We start from the raw sequence: 14,722 nt of genomic DNA on the forward strand, positions 1-14,722 counted from the left end.
CAACAGTCTCCCTTAGCCTCTACCCACCCAATCTTCGCTCCCCAGGTCGGAGCGACTGGGTAAGCGTCAGAGAGTACGCTGAGAGTGGCTAAGCTCACGACAGCTACCGCACTTTTGGCAGAACATGTAGGTTTTCCAAAAACTTTCCAGCCTTGGAAAAATAAATTTCCAAGGGAGGAAATCTTTTTTTCCAGCGTTGGAAACTTTATTTTCCAGCGTTGGAAACTTTGCGTTCCTCTGTTGGAACCGAAGAGTTCCTCCCTTGGAACTAAAAAGTTCCAAGAGGGGAATCATTTTTGGAACTCGTAAGTGATATATATATTCAGTGGAATAAGGGAGGCTCTGGGTGTGCTGAGAAAGTTTGCTCGGGTGGGGGTGTGCTGGGGATAGCGTGTAGGCTACCACAAAGAAATAGGGGCAACCGGCCGATGAGCCGATTGCCCCTAAAGGTGTTGAGTCGTCAGGCATCGCCTGGTCTAAGGCGATGTCTCAGAGCGTCAGGTTAGATCGCGTCTGGACCGGAGACGTACTCGAAGTTGCCACCGCCGAGACCCTTGTAGGTGAAGGTCACGGTGCTATTGGTGTAGTTTTGTCGCAGACCTGTAGTGATGACGTACATCTGGTCGATGCCGTTGGTCTGTGCAGGCTTGTCCGCATAGTGCGCCTTGAGGATGAGCTTGAGACCCTCCTTGATGCGCTCTAGGCGTAGCTTGAATAGCTCCTCGGTAGACTTGCCCTCCTCATCGGGACGAGGACCGACGCTCTTGTTAGCGTCGATGTTGAAGTTCTTGTAGTGAGCACTACCGCAGAACCACCACTCCTCATTGTCGGGGTACTTCTCGCTGATGTAGTCGGGCTTATTGGCCTTGACCCACGCGTGCAGTATCATAAAGTCGTCGGCCGTCAGCGTGAAGCGGATGGTCGGGTCGAAGATCCACTGCTTGCCGAGGTTGACAAACTGGCTTGCAGTCTGAGCCACACGCCACTGATTGCCCTCGAGCTTGAAGCTCTGGTACTCAGGCGTGGTGACCTTGTTGTCAAACCACTCGTAAACTACGATAATCTGGTTCCCTGGCTGAGCATACGGCATGCTCTGCTGCAGTAGCTGCGGAATGTACCGCTCGGGGAGCTCCGAGCTACTAAAGTTGCCGTGCGTAGTGCCCATAGCTTGGTACTCAGCGGGTGAGATGACCTTATAGATACGATTATCGGCGAGACGCTCTCCGATGAAGAGCATGTTGCGCTGTCCCTCGGCGAGAGCTACTTTTGCTAGATAGCTGGTACCCTTGTTTGCATAGGTCGTTGCGAGGTACTTACCCAGCTTATCGATCTCATCTTTGGAGAGCTTGTTAGGATCTTTTGCCGTGAGACCAGCTTTGGTCGCATCGTCGGCAGATACCTTGACAGAGATGAGCTTGTCTAGAGCAGCGTCCTCTGCGGGGTGCTGCTGCATGGCATAAGAGACGGTCACGGCTGAGCCCTTGCCCCACTCGGGGTACATCTTAGCCATGAGGGCTGGGACATACTTCTCGGGAGAGACCCAAGCGGTGAGCGTGCGGTTCGTCTTGACATAGTTCGCCTCATGCTTGACCTGCTTCATAAACTCCTCCTTGCTGGAGCCGGTATAGCCAGCCTCCTCCTGCTTGGTAAAGGCTGCGGCGATCGTCTTGTAGTCGGCATCGGTGAGAGCGTAGGCGACGCTCTTCTCTATTGGATGGTCTACCGAGTCTAGTTCTTTGTATATCTGCTCCATCGGATTGCAGGCGGTGAGCAGCAGGAGTGCTGCGGCTGAGAGGAGCTGTGTGATCTGTTTCATATTATTTGCGTGTCTGAGAGTTAGAAGTTAATGCGTAGACCAGTCGCCCAGTTCGTGCCAAAGCCGTAGTAGACGAGTGCTGACTTCATGTCGTGGTTCTTACCATCGCGAGCATCAGAGATGTACTCGGTGTTGGTCACGTTGTTGACATTGATGTAGACGGTAGCGTCACAAGAGCCGATGTTAAAGCGGTAGTTAGCTCCGAGGTCTAGCGTGACGTAGTCGGGTAGGCGCCAAGCATCCACCTTGTCGGTCTCCTTGGTGCGGTTCGTCGGGTCAAAGTCTGCGTAGTTCTTGCCGGCGTAGTTGAGGTCAGCCTTGAGGCGGAAGTCCTTGAGGGCCTCCCACGAGATACCGAGTGCAGAGGTCATCTGAGCTGAGTTGCCCACGTGTACCCCCTTGACAAAAGCATTGATCGTGCCGACATACTGCTGCGCATCATCAAAGACATCAGCCTTGACATCGTCAGCCCAGATCCAGTCGCCCCAAGAGAACATGAAGCGAATGTCAAGCGGCTTGATCGGCGTGTAGGTAGCCTCCAGCTCGACGCCCGCGTGGCGAGCATCTAGACCAGAGATATTGGCCGTTGTGTTGTTGCCCATATTGCGTGTGAGGCTCTTGTCCAGCCACTTGGTGTAGTAGCCGTTGAGATCGATGCGAAGGTTTTGCATCTTAAAGCCGTAGCCGACCTCGCCCGTGAAGACGCGCTCATACTTAGCGCCCGTATTGATGGTCGTGTTGTAGCGGAAGAAGACATTGCGGAAGTATGGCGCAATGGTGAAGTAACCCGCATTGACGAAGACGTTGCTGTGCTCGAGGAACTTGTAGCTGGCACCAGCCTTAACGCTCCAAGGCAGGTAAGTAGCCCACGGAGAGACAATCTTGTCGGGAGGGGTCAGCGCGTCGTACTTTTCGCCCGTACCGCCGAGGTTGACATAGCGATAGCCCTTGTGCGAGATAGCACCAGAGATGAAGGCGTTGAAGTTTTCGCCTGTGAACTCACCCTGTGCGAAGAGTCCGTTCCACAAGACCTCACCGATGTTGTCAAACTGGATATGGTCGCCCACCTTGAGAGGCTGGTAGGGCTTGTGGTACATGAGCTTGGTCGATGAGTTCTGAGGCTCGATGTAGTAGTCACCACCGAGTAGGTTGTCGATGACCTCACGGTGGATGCCCTGGTAGAAGCGTCCGTCGAAGCCGGCGGTCAGCTTGAAGAGGTCGCTAAACTTATTGGTGTAGTAGGAGAGTAGGCCGTACCAGTTGTGCGAGTTTACCGCATTGCTGAAGATAAGCTGCGAGCCGTTGTTGGAAGCCTTATTGGCCTCCATAACACGATCGAAGTCTAGCAAGCCATCGGGAGTACCCATAAAGGCTGCGGGGTCTTTCGGCCTACCGGTGTTGTAGTCGAGTGTGAGCCAGTCCGTCTTAGCACCACGTATGCGACGGCCACCACCCTGAGAGATAGAGGCGTAGACGGAGGTGTAGATGCTGCTCTCCTTATTGATATCCCAGTAGTGGTTGAGGGAGATCTGAGGCTTGTGGTAGAAGTTGCGAGCGTAGGCACCGCCCTCGATTTGTCCGTTCATATAGCCGTAACCACGGTTGAGGCGACGACCCTCAGGAGCGTTGTGATAGTCCTCGATGAGGTACATCTGTCCACGCTGGTTGTGCCATTGAGGTGCTCCGAAGGCGGTGAAGGATAGACGGTGGTGGTCGTTGATGCGCTTAGAGACGTTGACGAAGTAACTCCAGCCGACGAAGTTAGTACCACGGACGTAGCCGTCGCCTTGGCTACGAGAGCCTGCGAGAGAGATGGCCCAGCCATTGTCCATAAGGCCTGTAGAGACATTAAAGGAGGTCTTGAGGAAGCCGTCATTACCTATACCTGTGTAGATGCTACCGCCCTTCTTGGCATCGGTGCTCTTGGTCACCATATTGATGGTACCACCGACGGACGAGAGGCCTAGCTTAGAGGCACCTAGACCACGCTGCACCTGGATGAAGCTGCTGACGTCGTTGAGGCCAGCCCAGTTGGACCAGTAGACTTTGCCTGACTCCATATCATTGATAGGCACACCGTTGATCAGGACACCTATATTATTAGAGTCGAAGCCACGCAGGTTGATGCGGGAGTCGCCAAAGCCGCCGCCACCCTTGGTCACGTAGACTGAGGGAGTCGCTTTGAGTAGCTCGGGGAACTCAATGTTTGGAGCTTGCGTCTGGATCGCTTTCATCGTAACGTTGGAGACGGGCACTGGTGTCAGTCGATCCTTGGGAACGACCGATGCGATGACGCGCACCTCGTCTAGTCCGATGGCACTGGTAGCTATGTAGACCTTGCCAAAGTCATAGCTACCCCGAGCCGATGCTGGGACCCGTAGCGTCAAGGTCTCATAGCCTATGAAGCTCACGGTGAGCTGACTACCGGCCGCCACATTGAGCTGGAAGGATCCATTGCCCTCTGTGTAGGTCCCCGATGCTCCTCCATCTGTGTAGACCGCTACACTAGGCATAGGCTCGTCTGAGCCCTCCTCTAGTACTGTACCCGTCACCTGCACCTGCGCAAGTGCCGAGATGCTACTCGCTAGTAGGAGTGCGAGTGCTGTGATGATAAGTGATAAGCGTTTCACCATATATTCTGTTGTGTGTTAGTGATTAGTATTCTTAGTCTAGTGTATTTACAGATAGAGCCTTTCGTGTTAAGTTCTCAGAAAAGCCACTGCACCTCCAATTACTTGCAAAAGTAACTAAACATATTAACAAATGCCACTCTAAGCTGTTTCGTTATTGTTACGCCGAGGGTGAGCTCCTGTCGTAAAGCCGCAGATCTACCCCCTCGAGACTGTTGCAAAAGTCAACAGTCTCCCCTTAGTCCTGAGAATATAACACAAGAAAGCCCAGCACCTCTCAACATGTACAGATGAGTAGTACTGGGTATAGAAGACGTAGGGAGTGTCCCCGGTGGGGGACTCCCTACGCAAATATTTCATCAATGAGCACTCGCTACTCGCAGAGCCGTATAGATCGCTCGGAGCGTGGAGTCTCTAATAAGTCTTTTAAGCGTCTAGCTCCTCCTGACGAAGTGACTGCACGTAGCGAGCCTTCTCCATCATACGACGATTGACGTCTGAGGGCTTCTGAAATGCTTGGCGCTTGCGGAGATCACGAACGATACCGATGTCGTTGTACTTACGCTTGTAACGCTTGAGTGCACGCTCGATGTTTTCGCCCTCCTTGATTGGTACAATTATCATACTTGCTATTCTTTGTATTACGTTTGTTGTGATGAGAATATTTCAAGGACAGTACGTCTATCCTTACTTCGGAGGGCAAAGGTACGAACTTTATTTGAACTGGTCAATAGTTTAGTGCGAACCTCAATCCCGAAAGGCTGGGCTAAGCTATATTTGGGGGGGCGAATAGTTTTTTGTACCTTTGTCGAGCCGTAGCGGTAATGCGCATGTGCAGGACGTATCAGCTACCTCTTGACACGACAGATGTGAGGTCGCGCTGTGATAACATATAATAAATATAGGTCGAGTAGCTCAGCTGGATAGAGCAACTGCCTTCTAAGCAGTAGGTCTTGGGTTCGAATCCCAACTCGATCACACATTGCGTAGACTCTAGCCTTGAGCGCGCTTCTTATTGCCCTGTATCCCCTGTCGCAAGGGCTTTCTCTCCTAGGTGCTGGGGACTTCACCATATCTATAATAAGGTCATAAGCTAGGGGCTTCTCTCACGCTCTCATACTAAGGTGTTGACGGTGGACGATCGGTCTTGAGTCCAGGCAACGGAGGCGATGAGTGCCTATGCGCGGGTTTGAAGAGTAAAAGGATATGATAGTACGACATAGAGACTGTAAGTTTGGGTGTGGTGTGATGATGATGCTCCTTGTGGAGCTCCTCGCACTATGCTCTTGTAGTCGTGCTGATCTCGCAGAGGGCGCGCAGCCCGAAGCTCTTGTGCAGGCAGACGCTGCTTATGCTGCTGGTCGCTACGAGCAGGCGGCCGAGATGTATAGCCATCTGGCTCAGGAGACTGCTGCCGAGGAGAGCCTGCAGAGTCTCTGCTACTATCGTGCTGGTGCTGCTTACAATGAGGTGGAGCAGAGGGGGCAAGCGATCCTGAATTATCGCAGAGCCTTGCTACTAGCGCCCGACTACTCAGAGGCACGGCACAATCTGCGTCTCGTCGAGGAGGCGAGGATGAATATGCCCGCCATGGAGTACCCGATCGTGCGTCGCTGGTCTGATGCGTGCGCTTATGCGGTTCCGATGAATGGGTGGCTTGTTGCTTCGGTCGTGCTTTTTGTGGGGAGCATAGTCACTTGCTTGGCTTTCTTCCTAGGTCGCTCTAGGCGGGTGCGGCGAGGATCGTTTTATGCGATGCTGGCCCTGATCATCTTGTGGGGCTGTACCTTACTCATGATACTACATCGTCGTCACTACGATCAGCAGACAGATGTGGCGGTACTCTGCGGTGTCAAGGCTCCCCTCTATGCTCTGGAGGATGATCCGTCCGTAGCTACTCCGATGATGGAGCTGTATGACGGTGCTGAGATGTGTATCGATGTCGAGGATCATGGTCAAGCTTACCTAGCGGTGACCCTGCCTGATGGCATCTCCGGACAAATAGCACGTACGGCTATCGAAAAGGTCGTCAGTGCCCAAAAGTAAAAACAGAGGAGTGCCTCAGCTGGTAAAGCACTCCCTCATGATAGAAGGATAGAAACTATGGTTGAGCAGTTAGCACTCTGGGAGCGAGACGCTTTTTTAGCCATCAATGCGGCGCACACGCCTTATTGGGACGCTTTTATGTATCTCATCTCTTCGCGCTGGCCGTGGATCGCCGTTGCTTTCGGACTGGTCATCTTTCTTTTTGCCAAGAAGCCGCTTCGCGAGTCGATCCTCCTCGTCTTGATGATTGCTCTCTTGATTACCGTAGCCGACCAACTCTCCAGCGGCTTGATCAAGCCTTACTTCGAGCGGCTGCGTCCCTCTTATCATCCACTTACGGCAGACCTGGTGCAGTCCGTCTACGGCTACAAAGCGTGGGGCTACGGCTTCATCTCAGGGCATGCGACGAACTTTATGGCACTGGCGATGTTTACCGCATTGGCCTTCCGCAATCGTTGGTACACGGCGGTGGTCTTCGCGCTGGGACTGACCACAGCTTATAGTCGCGTCTATCTAGGCGTGCACTTTATCACAGATGTGGTGCCTGGCGCTTGTGTGGGACTGCTGCTGGGGTATCTCGTCTATCTGCTCTATCGCTGGCTACGTGTGAAGCTCTACAACGTACACCCCTCGGAGCCTCAGAGTCGTCTCTGCGCCTCCACGATCGGATATCTGACCGCATTCCTGTGCGTCTTTATCCTCTTCCTATTTGCTTTTGCCGGCGAGCTGATGGGCGTGATGAAAGGGCAGGCGGGCTGGTAGCCGGCTCACTCAAAGTGAAAGTAGTGGGAGAGACGTACGCTGTCATCCCGATTGAACTCCTCAAGACTCATAATCCGGTGCCACGAATCTAGGGTGCCGTTCTTGCGAATGCTCCTTGCTAGAGCTGCCTGCTGCCGGTAGTTGAGGTAGGGATGTGAGGGGATGCTGTCACTACGCAGAGCGTCAAAGGGGGTACTGTAATTCTTTATGCCAATATAGAAGAAGGGCTTGATGCGCTGGTAGCGATCAGGCTCCATGCCATAGATCTCTTGCAGTTGCAGTACCGTGTAGTATCCGCCTAGCTGATCACGATACTTCACAATGCGTCTAGCAAAGCTGGGACCGATGCCGGGGATTTGCTGCAGTGTGAGCGTGTCGGCCCCGTTGAGGTCTATGCGTTGTCCCTCGTGTAGCTTCGGTTGGGAGCTGTGCTGCTGTCTCTCAGGCGCACCGACGTAGTCTGCCGATAGCTCGACCCCTTGAGAGGCGTTACTTACATCTTTACGTGACTTGTCAGGCTGTACAGGTGGTGCATAAGTACCCCTGTTGGCCTGTTTTTGTATGGAGTCTATGGGTAGGGTGCCCATTTGCTCGCTTATCGTCTGCCCTGCCAGAGGGGCGAGCGACTGAGCATTGTAGTTGTTGTCCCAGAGTACCTTGCCGATGGCCGCCAGTATGATCAGGCTAACGGCTATCAGCACCCAGGTCTCTATGCGTCCTCTCTTGAAGCTATTCATGCTGGTCGGGAGCGTACGTGTCGGCTATGATGCGCCCATCTTGTAGTGAGAGGGTGCGGTCGGCTCGCTGCGCAAAGTCTTCGTCGTGTGTCACGATCAGGAAGGTCTGCCCGAGCTGATCTCGTAGCTCGAAGAATAGCTCGATGAGCTCCTCCTTGCGCTGTGTGTCTAGGCTCCCCGACGGTTCGTCGGCTAGGATCAGCGTGGGGCGATTGATCAGGGCGCGCGCTACGGCTGTGCGCTGCTTCTCGCCACCCGAGAGCTGTGTCGGGCGGTGCTTAAGACGATCGGCCAGTCCCAGCTGTGTGAGTAGCTGCTCCGCTTCGCTGAGTGCTTGTCGCTTGCTCATGCCAGCGATCATAGCCGGGATGGCTACATTCTCAGCAGCCGTGAACTCAGGCAGCAACTGGTGAAACTGAAAGACGAAGCCGATCTGCTTATTGCGAAAGTGTGCCTGCTTCTGGGCTGAGAGGGCAAAAGGATTGACCCCGCCGATCGATAGCTCTCCCTTGTCCGGCTTGAGTAGCGTCCCGATGATCTGTAGGAGCGTCGTCTTGCCCGCACCGCTAGGACCGACGATAGAGGTTATCTCCCCCTGATGTATCGAGAGGGTTATCTCTTTGAGTATTTGTAGCGAGCCAAAGGACTTGCAGATAGAGTCTAGAGTGACGAGAGGCGTGGGCATAAGCTTAGTCGTTTTTACTGAGGCGTAGAGAGGTCTTGTAGTACGTAGGCTGCCATGTGAAGGCCAAAGAGCTGGGGCATGTAAGAGATTGTCCCGACGATGCTCCGCTTGTTCTGATCGCTGTGGGGTAGGGCACGTATAGCCTCCTCGCGCGATGGCTCGCTACTGTATACGCATGGTGTGGCAAAGACGGCACGCGGAGCCTCTAGCTGGCGAAGCCGCTTGCGTACGAAGCGTGCCAAGGCGCAGATATGCGTCTTACTCATCGGAGCGACGGAGACCTGCCGTGGATCTAGCTTAGCACCCGCACCCATAGCACTGATGATCGGGATGTCCAGCTGATGCGCAGCGAGGATCAGTTCGCACTTAGGCGTGAGCGTATCGATGCAGTCTAGTATATAGTCGTAGTGATGTGTAGCGAGGAGCGTGGGGATGTTGTCGCCCGAGAGATAGGCCGCATGCGTCTCCACCGCTATGTCCGGATTGATCCGATGCAGTAGCTCCTCCACCACCTCCACCTTAGGACGCCCTATGGTATCTCTAAAGGCGATCACCTGACGATTGATATTCGTCTCATCGACCTTGTCGTGATCTACGAGTGTAAAGCGACCGATGCCAGAGCGCGCCAAGAGTTCGCACGCTTTGCTTCCCACACCGCCGAGCCCCACGATGAGGACATGCTTGTCGGCAAGGCATCGCAACGTCTCGCTCCCGAGGAGTAGCTCCGTACGCTCCAGCCAGTGAGGCACGCCGTCCATAGGTGTCGTCATCAGGTGCCGTTACTCTGTGATGCCCCGCTCATCTAGAGCCTTCTGATAAGCTCTAGCATTGCGCATGTGCTCAGCATAATTAGCCGCAAAAGCATGATGCCCCGAGAAGTCTGCCCGAGCACACATATAGAGGTAGTCGTGCGGCGTGTGATGCAGCACAGCATCTAGCGTCGTCATCTGTGGATAGCGAATAGGACCTGGAGGGAGACCCTTATATTTATAGGTATTGTAGGGCGAGTCAGCCTTCAGTAGCTCGCCACCGATACGCTGTGCCGTGAAGTTGCCTGTGGCAAACTTAAGCGTCGGATCAGCTTGCAGCGCCATACCCTTGCGCAGGCGATTGATGTAAAGCCCCGCAATGTCACCGTACTCGTCCGTCTTGCTCGACTCCTCCTCGACGATCGAAGCTATGATCGAGATCTCTACCGGGGTGAGTCCTATCTCCTGAGCCAGTGCCGTACGCTTCTGATCCCAAAACTTGTGGTAGCTCTGCTCATACTTGTGCAGCAGCTCTTTAGGGGATACATTCCAGTAGACCTCGTGCGTGTCTGGGAGAAACATACAGCGTATCGTCTCAGTCGTGAAGCCTAGCGAGTCGCAGTAGACCGAGTCTCGCAGTAGCGTGCGTAGCTCCTCGGCGCTCATCTCCAGGGGAGCCGTCAGCTTGTCGATCAGCTCCTCCTGCGTACGAATAGAGGAGAAGGAGAGCCTGACCGGCGTCTGAGCTCCATACTTGATCGTCTTGCAGATGGAGAGGATGCTCATATCAGGGCTTAGCCGATAGCGTCCCGGACGCAGTCTCTCCTCGATGCGTATGAGGCGAGCCACGCTACGGAGCAGGGTGGGGTTCTTGATCTCTAGCTCCTTCGTGATAGTCGTCATCAGCGCCTCGCTACTAGTCGTGTCGGTGATGTAGGCGTAGCACTCCTGCTGACTCGTGCGCCCCGCAGGACGGAGTAGTAGGTAAGCAGCCCACGAGAGTAGGAGGAGTATGACGATGAGTAGCGTCGAGCGTATCCACGTACGTATGCGTCTAGGCGACTCATGGTGACGACTCCGGTGCGAAGTATCATTGAAGTATGAGGGACGCCATTGTTTAGATCGAGATCTGCGACTGCGTGACATAGAGTAAGAGTCTAATCAGTTAGTAAAGACGGGCGGGTAAAGCAGTACCCACAAGGGATGATGTTGCACACTCATAGCGGAGTGGGGCCGTCTCTTGTGGGTACTTCCTTTTTGTCATAGCGTAGGAGAGGTGGATCTCCTAGATGCTGGATGCCTAAGCATAAAAGGCTGTGCTGAGCAGTTTACTTCTCCTCTGGCTGTGCGGCCTCGGGAGCTGGTTCGTCAGCATCCTGCTGCACTCTCTGCTCCTTACGTATATCACGTAGCTTGAGATCTAGCTCGTCGATCTCTTGCTGCATCGAGTCACAGCGCTCCTCCAGCATCTTGAGCAGGTTCTCGCCTGCGCTGCTCGTCACACTCAGGCGCTCCTTGTTGTTGCTGTAAGTCTGCAGATCGCTCTCCAGCTGCTCCTTGCGGCGCTGTATGCGATCATACTCCTCACCATAAGGACTAGCAGGGCCGAAGTTGCGACGGTTATTGTTGCGGTTGCCACGTCTGTCGCCACGAGGCTTGTCGCTAGCTCTCAGCTTATTGAAGAAAGCATCCATCTGCTCCTTCAGCTCATCTTGTAGCTTACGGCGCGTCTTGCGAGGCATGTAGCCCAGCTGGTTAAAGTCTCTCTGTAGCGTCACCGCCTCCTCACGATCAGCATCGCTCGGAGACTCGATAGCGGCCAACTCATGTGCACGAGCTAAGAGCTGCTTAGCCGTAGCTACCGACTCCTTGCTCTCCTCACGCTGAGCCTGATAGAGAGCTTTGTGATGCGTGTAGTAAGTGTCGCACGCCTCACGGAAACGCTTGAAGAGAGCCTGGTGCTTGTTCGTGTGGATCATCTCATTCCACTCCGTCTGCAGCTCCTGTATGCGGCTATGTCCCTCAGGCCAACGCTCCTCAGCGACGATCTGCTCGATCTCCTCGATGATCGCACGCTTGCGGTCGCCCTGCTCGCTGATCTGCTTGTTGCGATCACGCATGAACTCCTTGCGCTTGTCAAAGAAGATGTCACACGCCGTCCTAAAGTGCAGGTATAGCTCCTCGCTCACCGCACGAGGCACACGACCCGTCTTACGCCACTGTGCTTGCAGCTCCTTGATCTGGTCCGTGTAGGTGCGCCAATCCTTGAAGGTATGTATATCGTTCGGGTTGATCGCCTCGATCTGCGTGATGATACCCCGCTTGATCGCTTCGTTCTCACCCTCCTGCGTACGCTGCTGGTTGCGATACTCCTGGTTGTTGCTGTTGATCTTGGCCGAAAGCTCCTGAAACTGCTTCCACAGATCCTTGCGAAGCTCCTTAGCCACAGGACCCACGTCGCGCCAGCGGTGGTGTAGGTCTTGCAATTCGCGAGCTGCCTGCGTCACATCGGCAGACTCGGCTAGCTCCTTAGCACGCTGTATGATGAGCTCCTTAGCCTCCAGGTTCTTCTTGAAGTCATAGTCGCGGAACTCGTTATTGATCTGCTGCAGGTCGTAAAACTCCTCCCTCAGATGCTCAAACTCACCCTGTATCTGGCGCATATCCCCAGGAGGCACAGCACCCGTATTGTGCCAGCTCTCCGTGATCTCACGGTACTCCTTGCTGATGATGCTAAAGCTCTCGCTCGACGAGAGCAGCTTACGCAGACGCTCCACGAGCTCACGCTTGATCGTTAGGTTAGCCTTCTGCTCCTCAGCTATCTCCTCCTGGCGCTTACGATTGCGCTCCTTAAAGTCATTGAGTAGCTCCTTGAGACGTATCTCCTGCGCCTCAGCGTCTGCACGTAGCTTAGCGTTCTCCTCCGAGACCGTGTTCAGGTAGCTATTCATCTTGCTGTAGAAGACATTCTTGTAGCGATCGATGATAGAGCGTGGAGGCAGCTCGCCGCTCTGTAGCAGGAGCACCACATCGTCCGTGATCTGTGCGCAGCTCATCTTAGCAATGTCTGCGTCGCTCTTGTTGAGGAGCTCCTGATACTGTCGCTCCTCCTCCGATAGCTCGGCCGGTGCTGTCGTCTCAGCTTGAATCGTCTCGGTGGTCTCCTCCGCATCGACAGACTGCTCTGGAGTCGTCTCAGCCACCACCTCGGGCGATGGAGAGGTCTCTGGAGTGCTTGTCGGGGATGTCGTCGCTTCCTGCGTCGATGGTGTAGTAGTCGTCTGGTCGAGAGCAGAGGTCTGCTCTGTGTTGTTCACTTCTTGTGGGATAAGATTCATTTTCGAGATGATTCTAGATGTATAACTAATATCGAGGAGTCGCCGTATGCGTCAGCGCAGCGTACCAGCTCCTCGTCTGCTCATTCAGCTAATGCTGCTCTGAATGCAAAGATAACTAATTCTTCGCGATTGGCGGACTATTTGCGCAAAGTGTTAGTTTTCCAAAAACTTTCCAGCCTTAGGCAAAAGCTAAGACGACCTCTCCAGAGCCACGCCAATCAGCCCACATATCCGCCACGCTCACGCCCGCCATCCATCGCCTCTCGTGCAGACGGGAGGACGCGTAGACGAAGTCATTCGTGCGGGTTGCGCTTGCCCACTGAGTTAGAAAGAGTAACTTTGTCCGTACAAGACGCAATCATCACTCTATGACTAGTACTAAGCAACGAGACGAGTTACACGCTGCCATCTGGGGCATTGCCAACGAAGTGCGTGGAGCTGTCGATGGGTGGGACTTCAAGCAGTTTGTCCTAGGCGCCCTTTTCTACCGATTCATCAGCGAGCACTTCGCCAGCCACATGGAGGCGGGCGACCCCGATGTCACTTACGCCAAGCTATCCGATGAGGATATTTCGCCCGAGATCAAGGAGGACGCCGTCAAGACGAAGGGCTACTTCATCTACCCCAGTCAGCTCTTTGTCAATGTAGTCTGTGAGGCGCATCACAACCCCGACCTCAATGTGCAGCTACGGCAGATCTTTGACGCTATCGAGGGCTCTGCTGCGGGCTACCCCTCTGAGGCTGCCATCAAGGGGCTCTTTGCAGACTTTGACACGACGAGCATCCGCCTAGGTAACTCCGTCGAGGAGAAGAACCGTCGCCTCGTAGCCGTGCTCACTGGCGTGGCGAGCCTAGACTTGGGTGATACGGAGCAGCATGAGATCGATATCTTTGGTGATGCCTACGAGTTCCTCATCTCCAACTATGCAGCCAATGCGGGCAAGTCGGGTGGCGAGTTCTTTACACCACAAAATGTCTCCAAGCTGATCGCTCGCCTCGCCATGCATGGACTGGATCGGGTCAATAAGATCTATGACCCCGCCTGTGGCTCTGGCTCGCTGTTGCTACAGGCTAAGCGACAGTTTGACGCCCATCAGATCGAGGAGGGCTTCTTCGGACAGGAGATCAACTACACGACCTACAACCTAGCGAGGATGAACATGTTCCTCCACGGGATCAACTACGACAAGTTTGACATCAAGCTAGGCGACACGCTCCTCGACCCCAAGCACAACTATGAGAAGCCCTTTGATGCGATCGTCTCCAATCCGCCTTACTCGCAGGAGTGGGTAGGCGACAAAGACCCCACGCTAATCAACGATGATCGCTTTGCGCCAGCAGGTGTCTTGGCACCTAATAATTACGCAGACTACGCCTTTATCCTTCATGTACTGCACTACCTTTCGGCACGTGGACGGGCTGCTATCGTCTCCTTCCCAGGTGTTTTCTATCGTGGTAGACGTGAAAAGAAGATCCGCAAGTACATTGTCGACAATAACTTTGTGGAGACGGTCATAGCACTCCCAACCAAACTCTTCTACGCTACCAGCATTGCGGTAAACATACTAGTCCTCTCGAAACACAAGGCAGACAACACAATCCAATTTATCGATGTCAGTGGCGAGGAGTTCTATAAGAAGGAGACGAACAACAACGTCCTCACCGAGGAGCATATCGCCCGCATCATTCAGATCTTTGCCGACAAAGAGCCCGTGGCACACGTCGCCACATCGGTGCCTTACGCTGAGATCGTCGAGAACGACTACAACCTTTCCGTGACCAGCTACGTGGAGCCAGAGGACCAGACCGGGGAGATCGACATAGACGTCCTCCAGGGTGAGATCGCCGAGACGGTCGCTCGCATCAACGGGCTCCGTAGCGACATCGATGCAATCGTTAAGGAGATCAACTCATAGAGATGCTACAGGAAGAAGTGGTTATTCCCAAAATGGAAACACC

11 protein-coding genes and 1 tRNA gene are annotated in these 14,722 nt (G+C 54.1%); 4 read left to right on the top strand and 8 right to left on the bottom strand.

The genetic code is table 11. The features are described from left to right. Positions 1 to 502: 502 nt before the first annotated feature. The 3 genes from Q2J34_RS06295 to rpsU form a co-directional block, all read right to left on the bottom strand. A complete protein-coding gene (locus tag Q2J34_RS06295; protein WP_298887079.1) occupies positions 503 to 1,816 on the bottom strand; it encodes a hypothetical protein in 1,314 nt (437 codons plus the stop codon). Positions 1,817 to 1,836: 20 nt separating this feature from the next. Continuing rightward, entirely contained in the window at positions 1,837 to 4,449 is a 2,613-nt protein-coding gene (locus tag Q2J34_RS06300) for a TonB-dependent receptor (RefSeq protein ID WP_298887077.1), read from the bottom strand. Between the two features lie 423 nt (positions 4,450 to 4,872). Beyond that, entirely contained in the window at positions 4,873 to 5,070 is a 198-nt protein-coding gene (gene rpsU, locus Q2J34_RS06305; protein ID WP_298887074.1) for a 30S ribosomal protein S21, read from the bottom strand. Positions 5,071 to 5,350: 280 nt separating this feature from the next. Here rpsU and Q2J34_RS06310 point away from each other — a divergent pair. The 3 genes from Q2J34_RS06310 to Q2J34_RS06320 all read left to right on the top strand — a co-directional run bounded on the left by Q2J34_RS06310 (position 5,351) and on the right by Q2J34_RS06320 (position 7,254). Further along, a tRNA-Arg gene (locus Q2J34_RS06310) sits at positions 5,351 to 5,424 on the top strand. 228 nt (positions 5,425 to 5,652) lie between these two features. Then, positions 5,653 to 6,492 carry a hypothetical protein gene (locus Q2J34_RS06315; protein WP_298887072.1) on the top strand — a complete coding sequence of 280 codons (840 nt, stop codon included), beginning with the start codon at positions 5,653 to 5,655 and terminating at the stop codon, positions 6,490 to 6,492. 57 nt (positions 6,493 to 6,549) lie between these two features. After that, positions 6,550 to 7,254 (top strand): phosphatase PAP2 family protein, encoded by a 705-nt coding sequence (locus Q2J34_RS06320; RefSeq protein ID WP_300969572.1) that lies wholly within the window; start codon positions 6,550 to 6,552, stop codon positions 7,252 to 7,254. 5 nt (positions 7,255 to 7,259) lie between these two features. Here Q2J34_RS06320 and Q2J34_RS06325 read toward each other — a convergent pair whose 3' ends face one another. The 5 genes from Q2J34_RS06325 to Q2J34_RS06345 all read right to left on the bottom strand — a co-directional run bounded on the left by Q2J34_RS06325 (position 7,260) and on the right by Q2J34_RS06345 (position 12,763). Next, positions 7,260 to 7,991: a ComEA family DNA-binding protein gene (locus Q2J34_RS06325; RefSeq protein WP_300969573.1), complete on the bottom strand. Its 732-nt coding sequence runs from the start codon at positions 7,989 to 7,991 to the stop codon at positions 7,260 to 7,262. Then, complete coding sequence (locus tag Q2J34_RS06330; RefSeq protein WP_300969574.1) at positions 7,984 to 8,676, bottom strand: ABC transporter ATP-binding protein; 693 nt, start codon at positions 8,674 to 8,676, stop codon at positions 7,984 to 7,986. Before Q2J34_RS06330 ends, Q2J34_RS06325 begins: the two co-directional genes overlap by 8 nt. Positions 8,677 to 8,690: 14 nt before the next feature. After that, complete coding sequence (locus tag Q2J34_RS06335; protein WP_300969575.1) at positions 8,691 to 9,446, bottom strand: tRNA threonylcarbamoyladenosine dehydratase; 756 nt, start codon at positions 9,444 to 9,446, stop codon at positions 8,691 to 8,693. A gap of 9 nt (positions 9,447 to 9,455) precedes the next feature. After that, positions 9,456 to 10,571, bottom strand: a complete 1,116-nt coding sequence (gene mltG, locus Q2J34_RS06340; protein ID WP_300969576.1) for an endolytic transglycosylase MltG — start codon at positions 10,569 to 10,571, stop codon at positions 9,456 to 9,458. 182 nt (positions 10,572 to 10,753) lie between these two features. Further along, on the bottom strand, positions 10,754 to 12,763 hold the full coding sequence (locus Q2J34_RS06345) for a DUF349 domain-containing protein (protein ID WP_300969577.1): 2,010 nt from the start codon (positions 12,761 to 12,763) through the stop codon (positions 10,754 to 10,756). A 368-nt stretch (positions 12,764 to 13,131) separates the two neighbouring features. On the opposite strand from Q2J34_RS06345, the gene Q2J34_RS06350 reads away from it, so the two are divergent. Continuing rightward, positions 13,132 to 14,679 (top strand): type I restriction-modification system subunit M, encoded by a 1,548-nt coding sequence (locus Q2J34_RS06350; protein WP_298887057.1) that lies wholly within the window; start codon positions 13,132 to 13,134, stop codon positions 14,677 to 14,679. Positions 14,680 to 14,722: the final 43 nt, after the last annotated feature.

Source organism: Porphyromonas vaginalis, assembly GCF_958301595.1.
Taxonomy (GTDB): Bacteria; Bacteroidota; Bacteroidia; order Bacteroidales; family Porphyromonadaceae; genus Porphyromonas; species Porphyromonas vaginalis.

Coding starts and splice junctions, on each gene's coding strand:
- Q2J34_RS06295 (WP_298887079.1), bottom strand. CDS start 1,816: ATGAAACAGATCACACAGCTCCTCTCAGCCGCAGCACTCCTGCTGCTC.
- Q2J34_RS06300 (WP_298887077.1), bottom strand. CDS start 4,449: ATGGTGAAACGCTTATCACTTATCATCACAGCACTCGCACTCCTACTA.
- rpsU (WP_298887074.1), bottom strand. CDS start 5,070: ATGATAATTGTACCAATCAAGGAGGGCGAAAACATCGAGCGTGCACTC.
- Q2J34_RS06315 (WP_298887072.1), top strand. CDS start 5,653: ATGATAGTACGACATAGAGACTGTAAGTTTGGGTGTGGTGTGATGATG.
- Q2J34_RS06320 (WP_300969572.1), top strand. CDS start 6,550: ATGGTTGAGCAGTTAGCACTCTGGGAGCGAGACGCTTTTTTAGCCATC.
- Q2J34_RS06325 (WP_300969573.1), bottom strand. CDS start 7,991: ATGAATAGCTTCAAGAGAGGACGCATAGAGACCTGGGTGCTGATAGCC.
- Q2J34_RS06330 (WP_300969574.1), bottom strand. CDS start 8,676: ATGCCCACGCCTCTCGTCACTCTAGACTCTATCTGCAAGTCCTTTGGC.
- Q2J34_RS06335 (WP_300969575.1), bottom strand. CDS start 9,446: ATGACGACACCTATGGACGGCGTGCCTCACTGGCTGGAGCGTACGGAG.
- mltG (WP_300969576.1), bottom strand. CDS start 10,571: ATGTCACGCAGTCGCAGATCTCGATCTAAACAATGGCGTCCCTCATAC.
- Q2J34_RS06345 (WP_300969577.1), bottom strand. CDS start 12,763: ATGAATCTTATCCCACAAGAAGTGAACAACACAGAGCAGACCTCTGCT.
- Q2J34_RS06350 (WP_298887057.1), top strand. CDS start 13,132: ATGACTAGTACTAAGCAACGAGACGAGTTACACGCTGCCATCTGGGGC.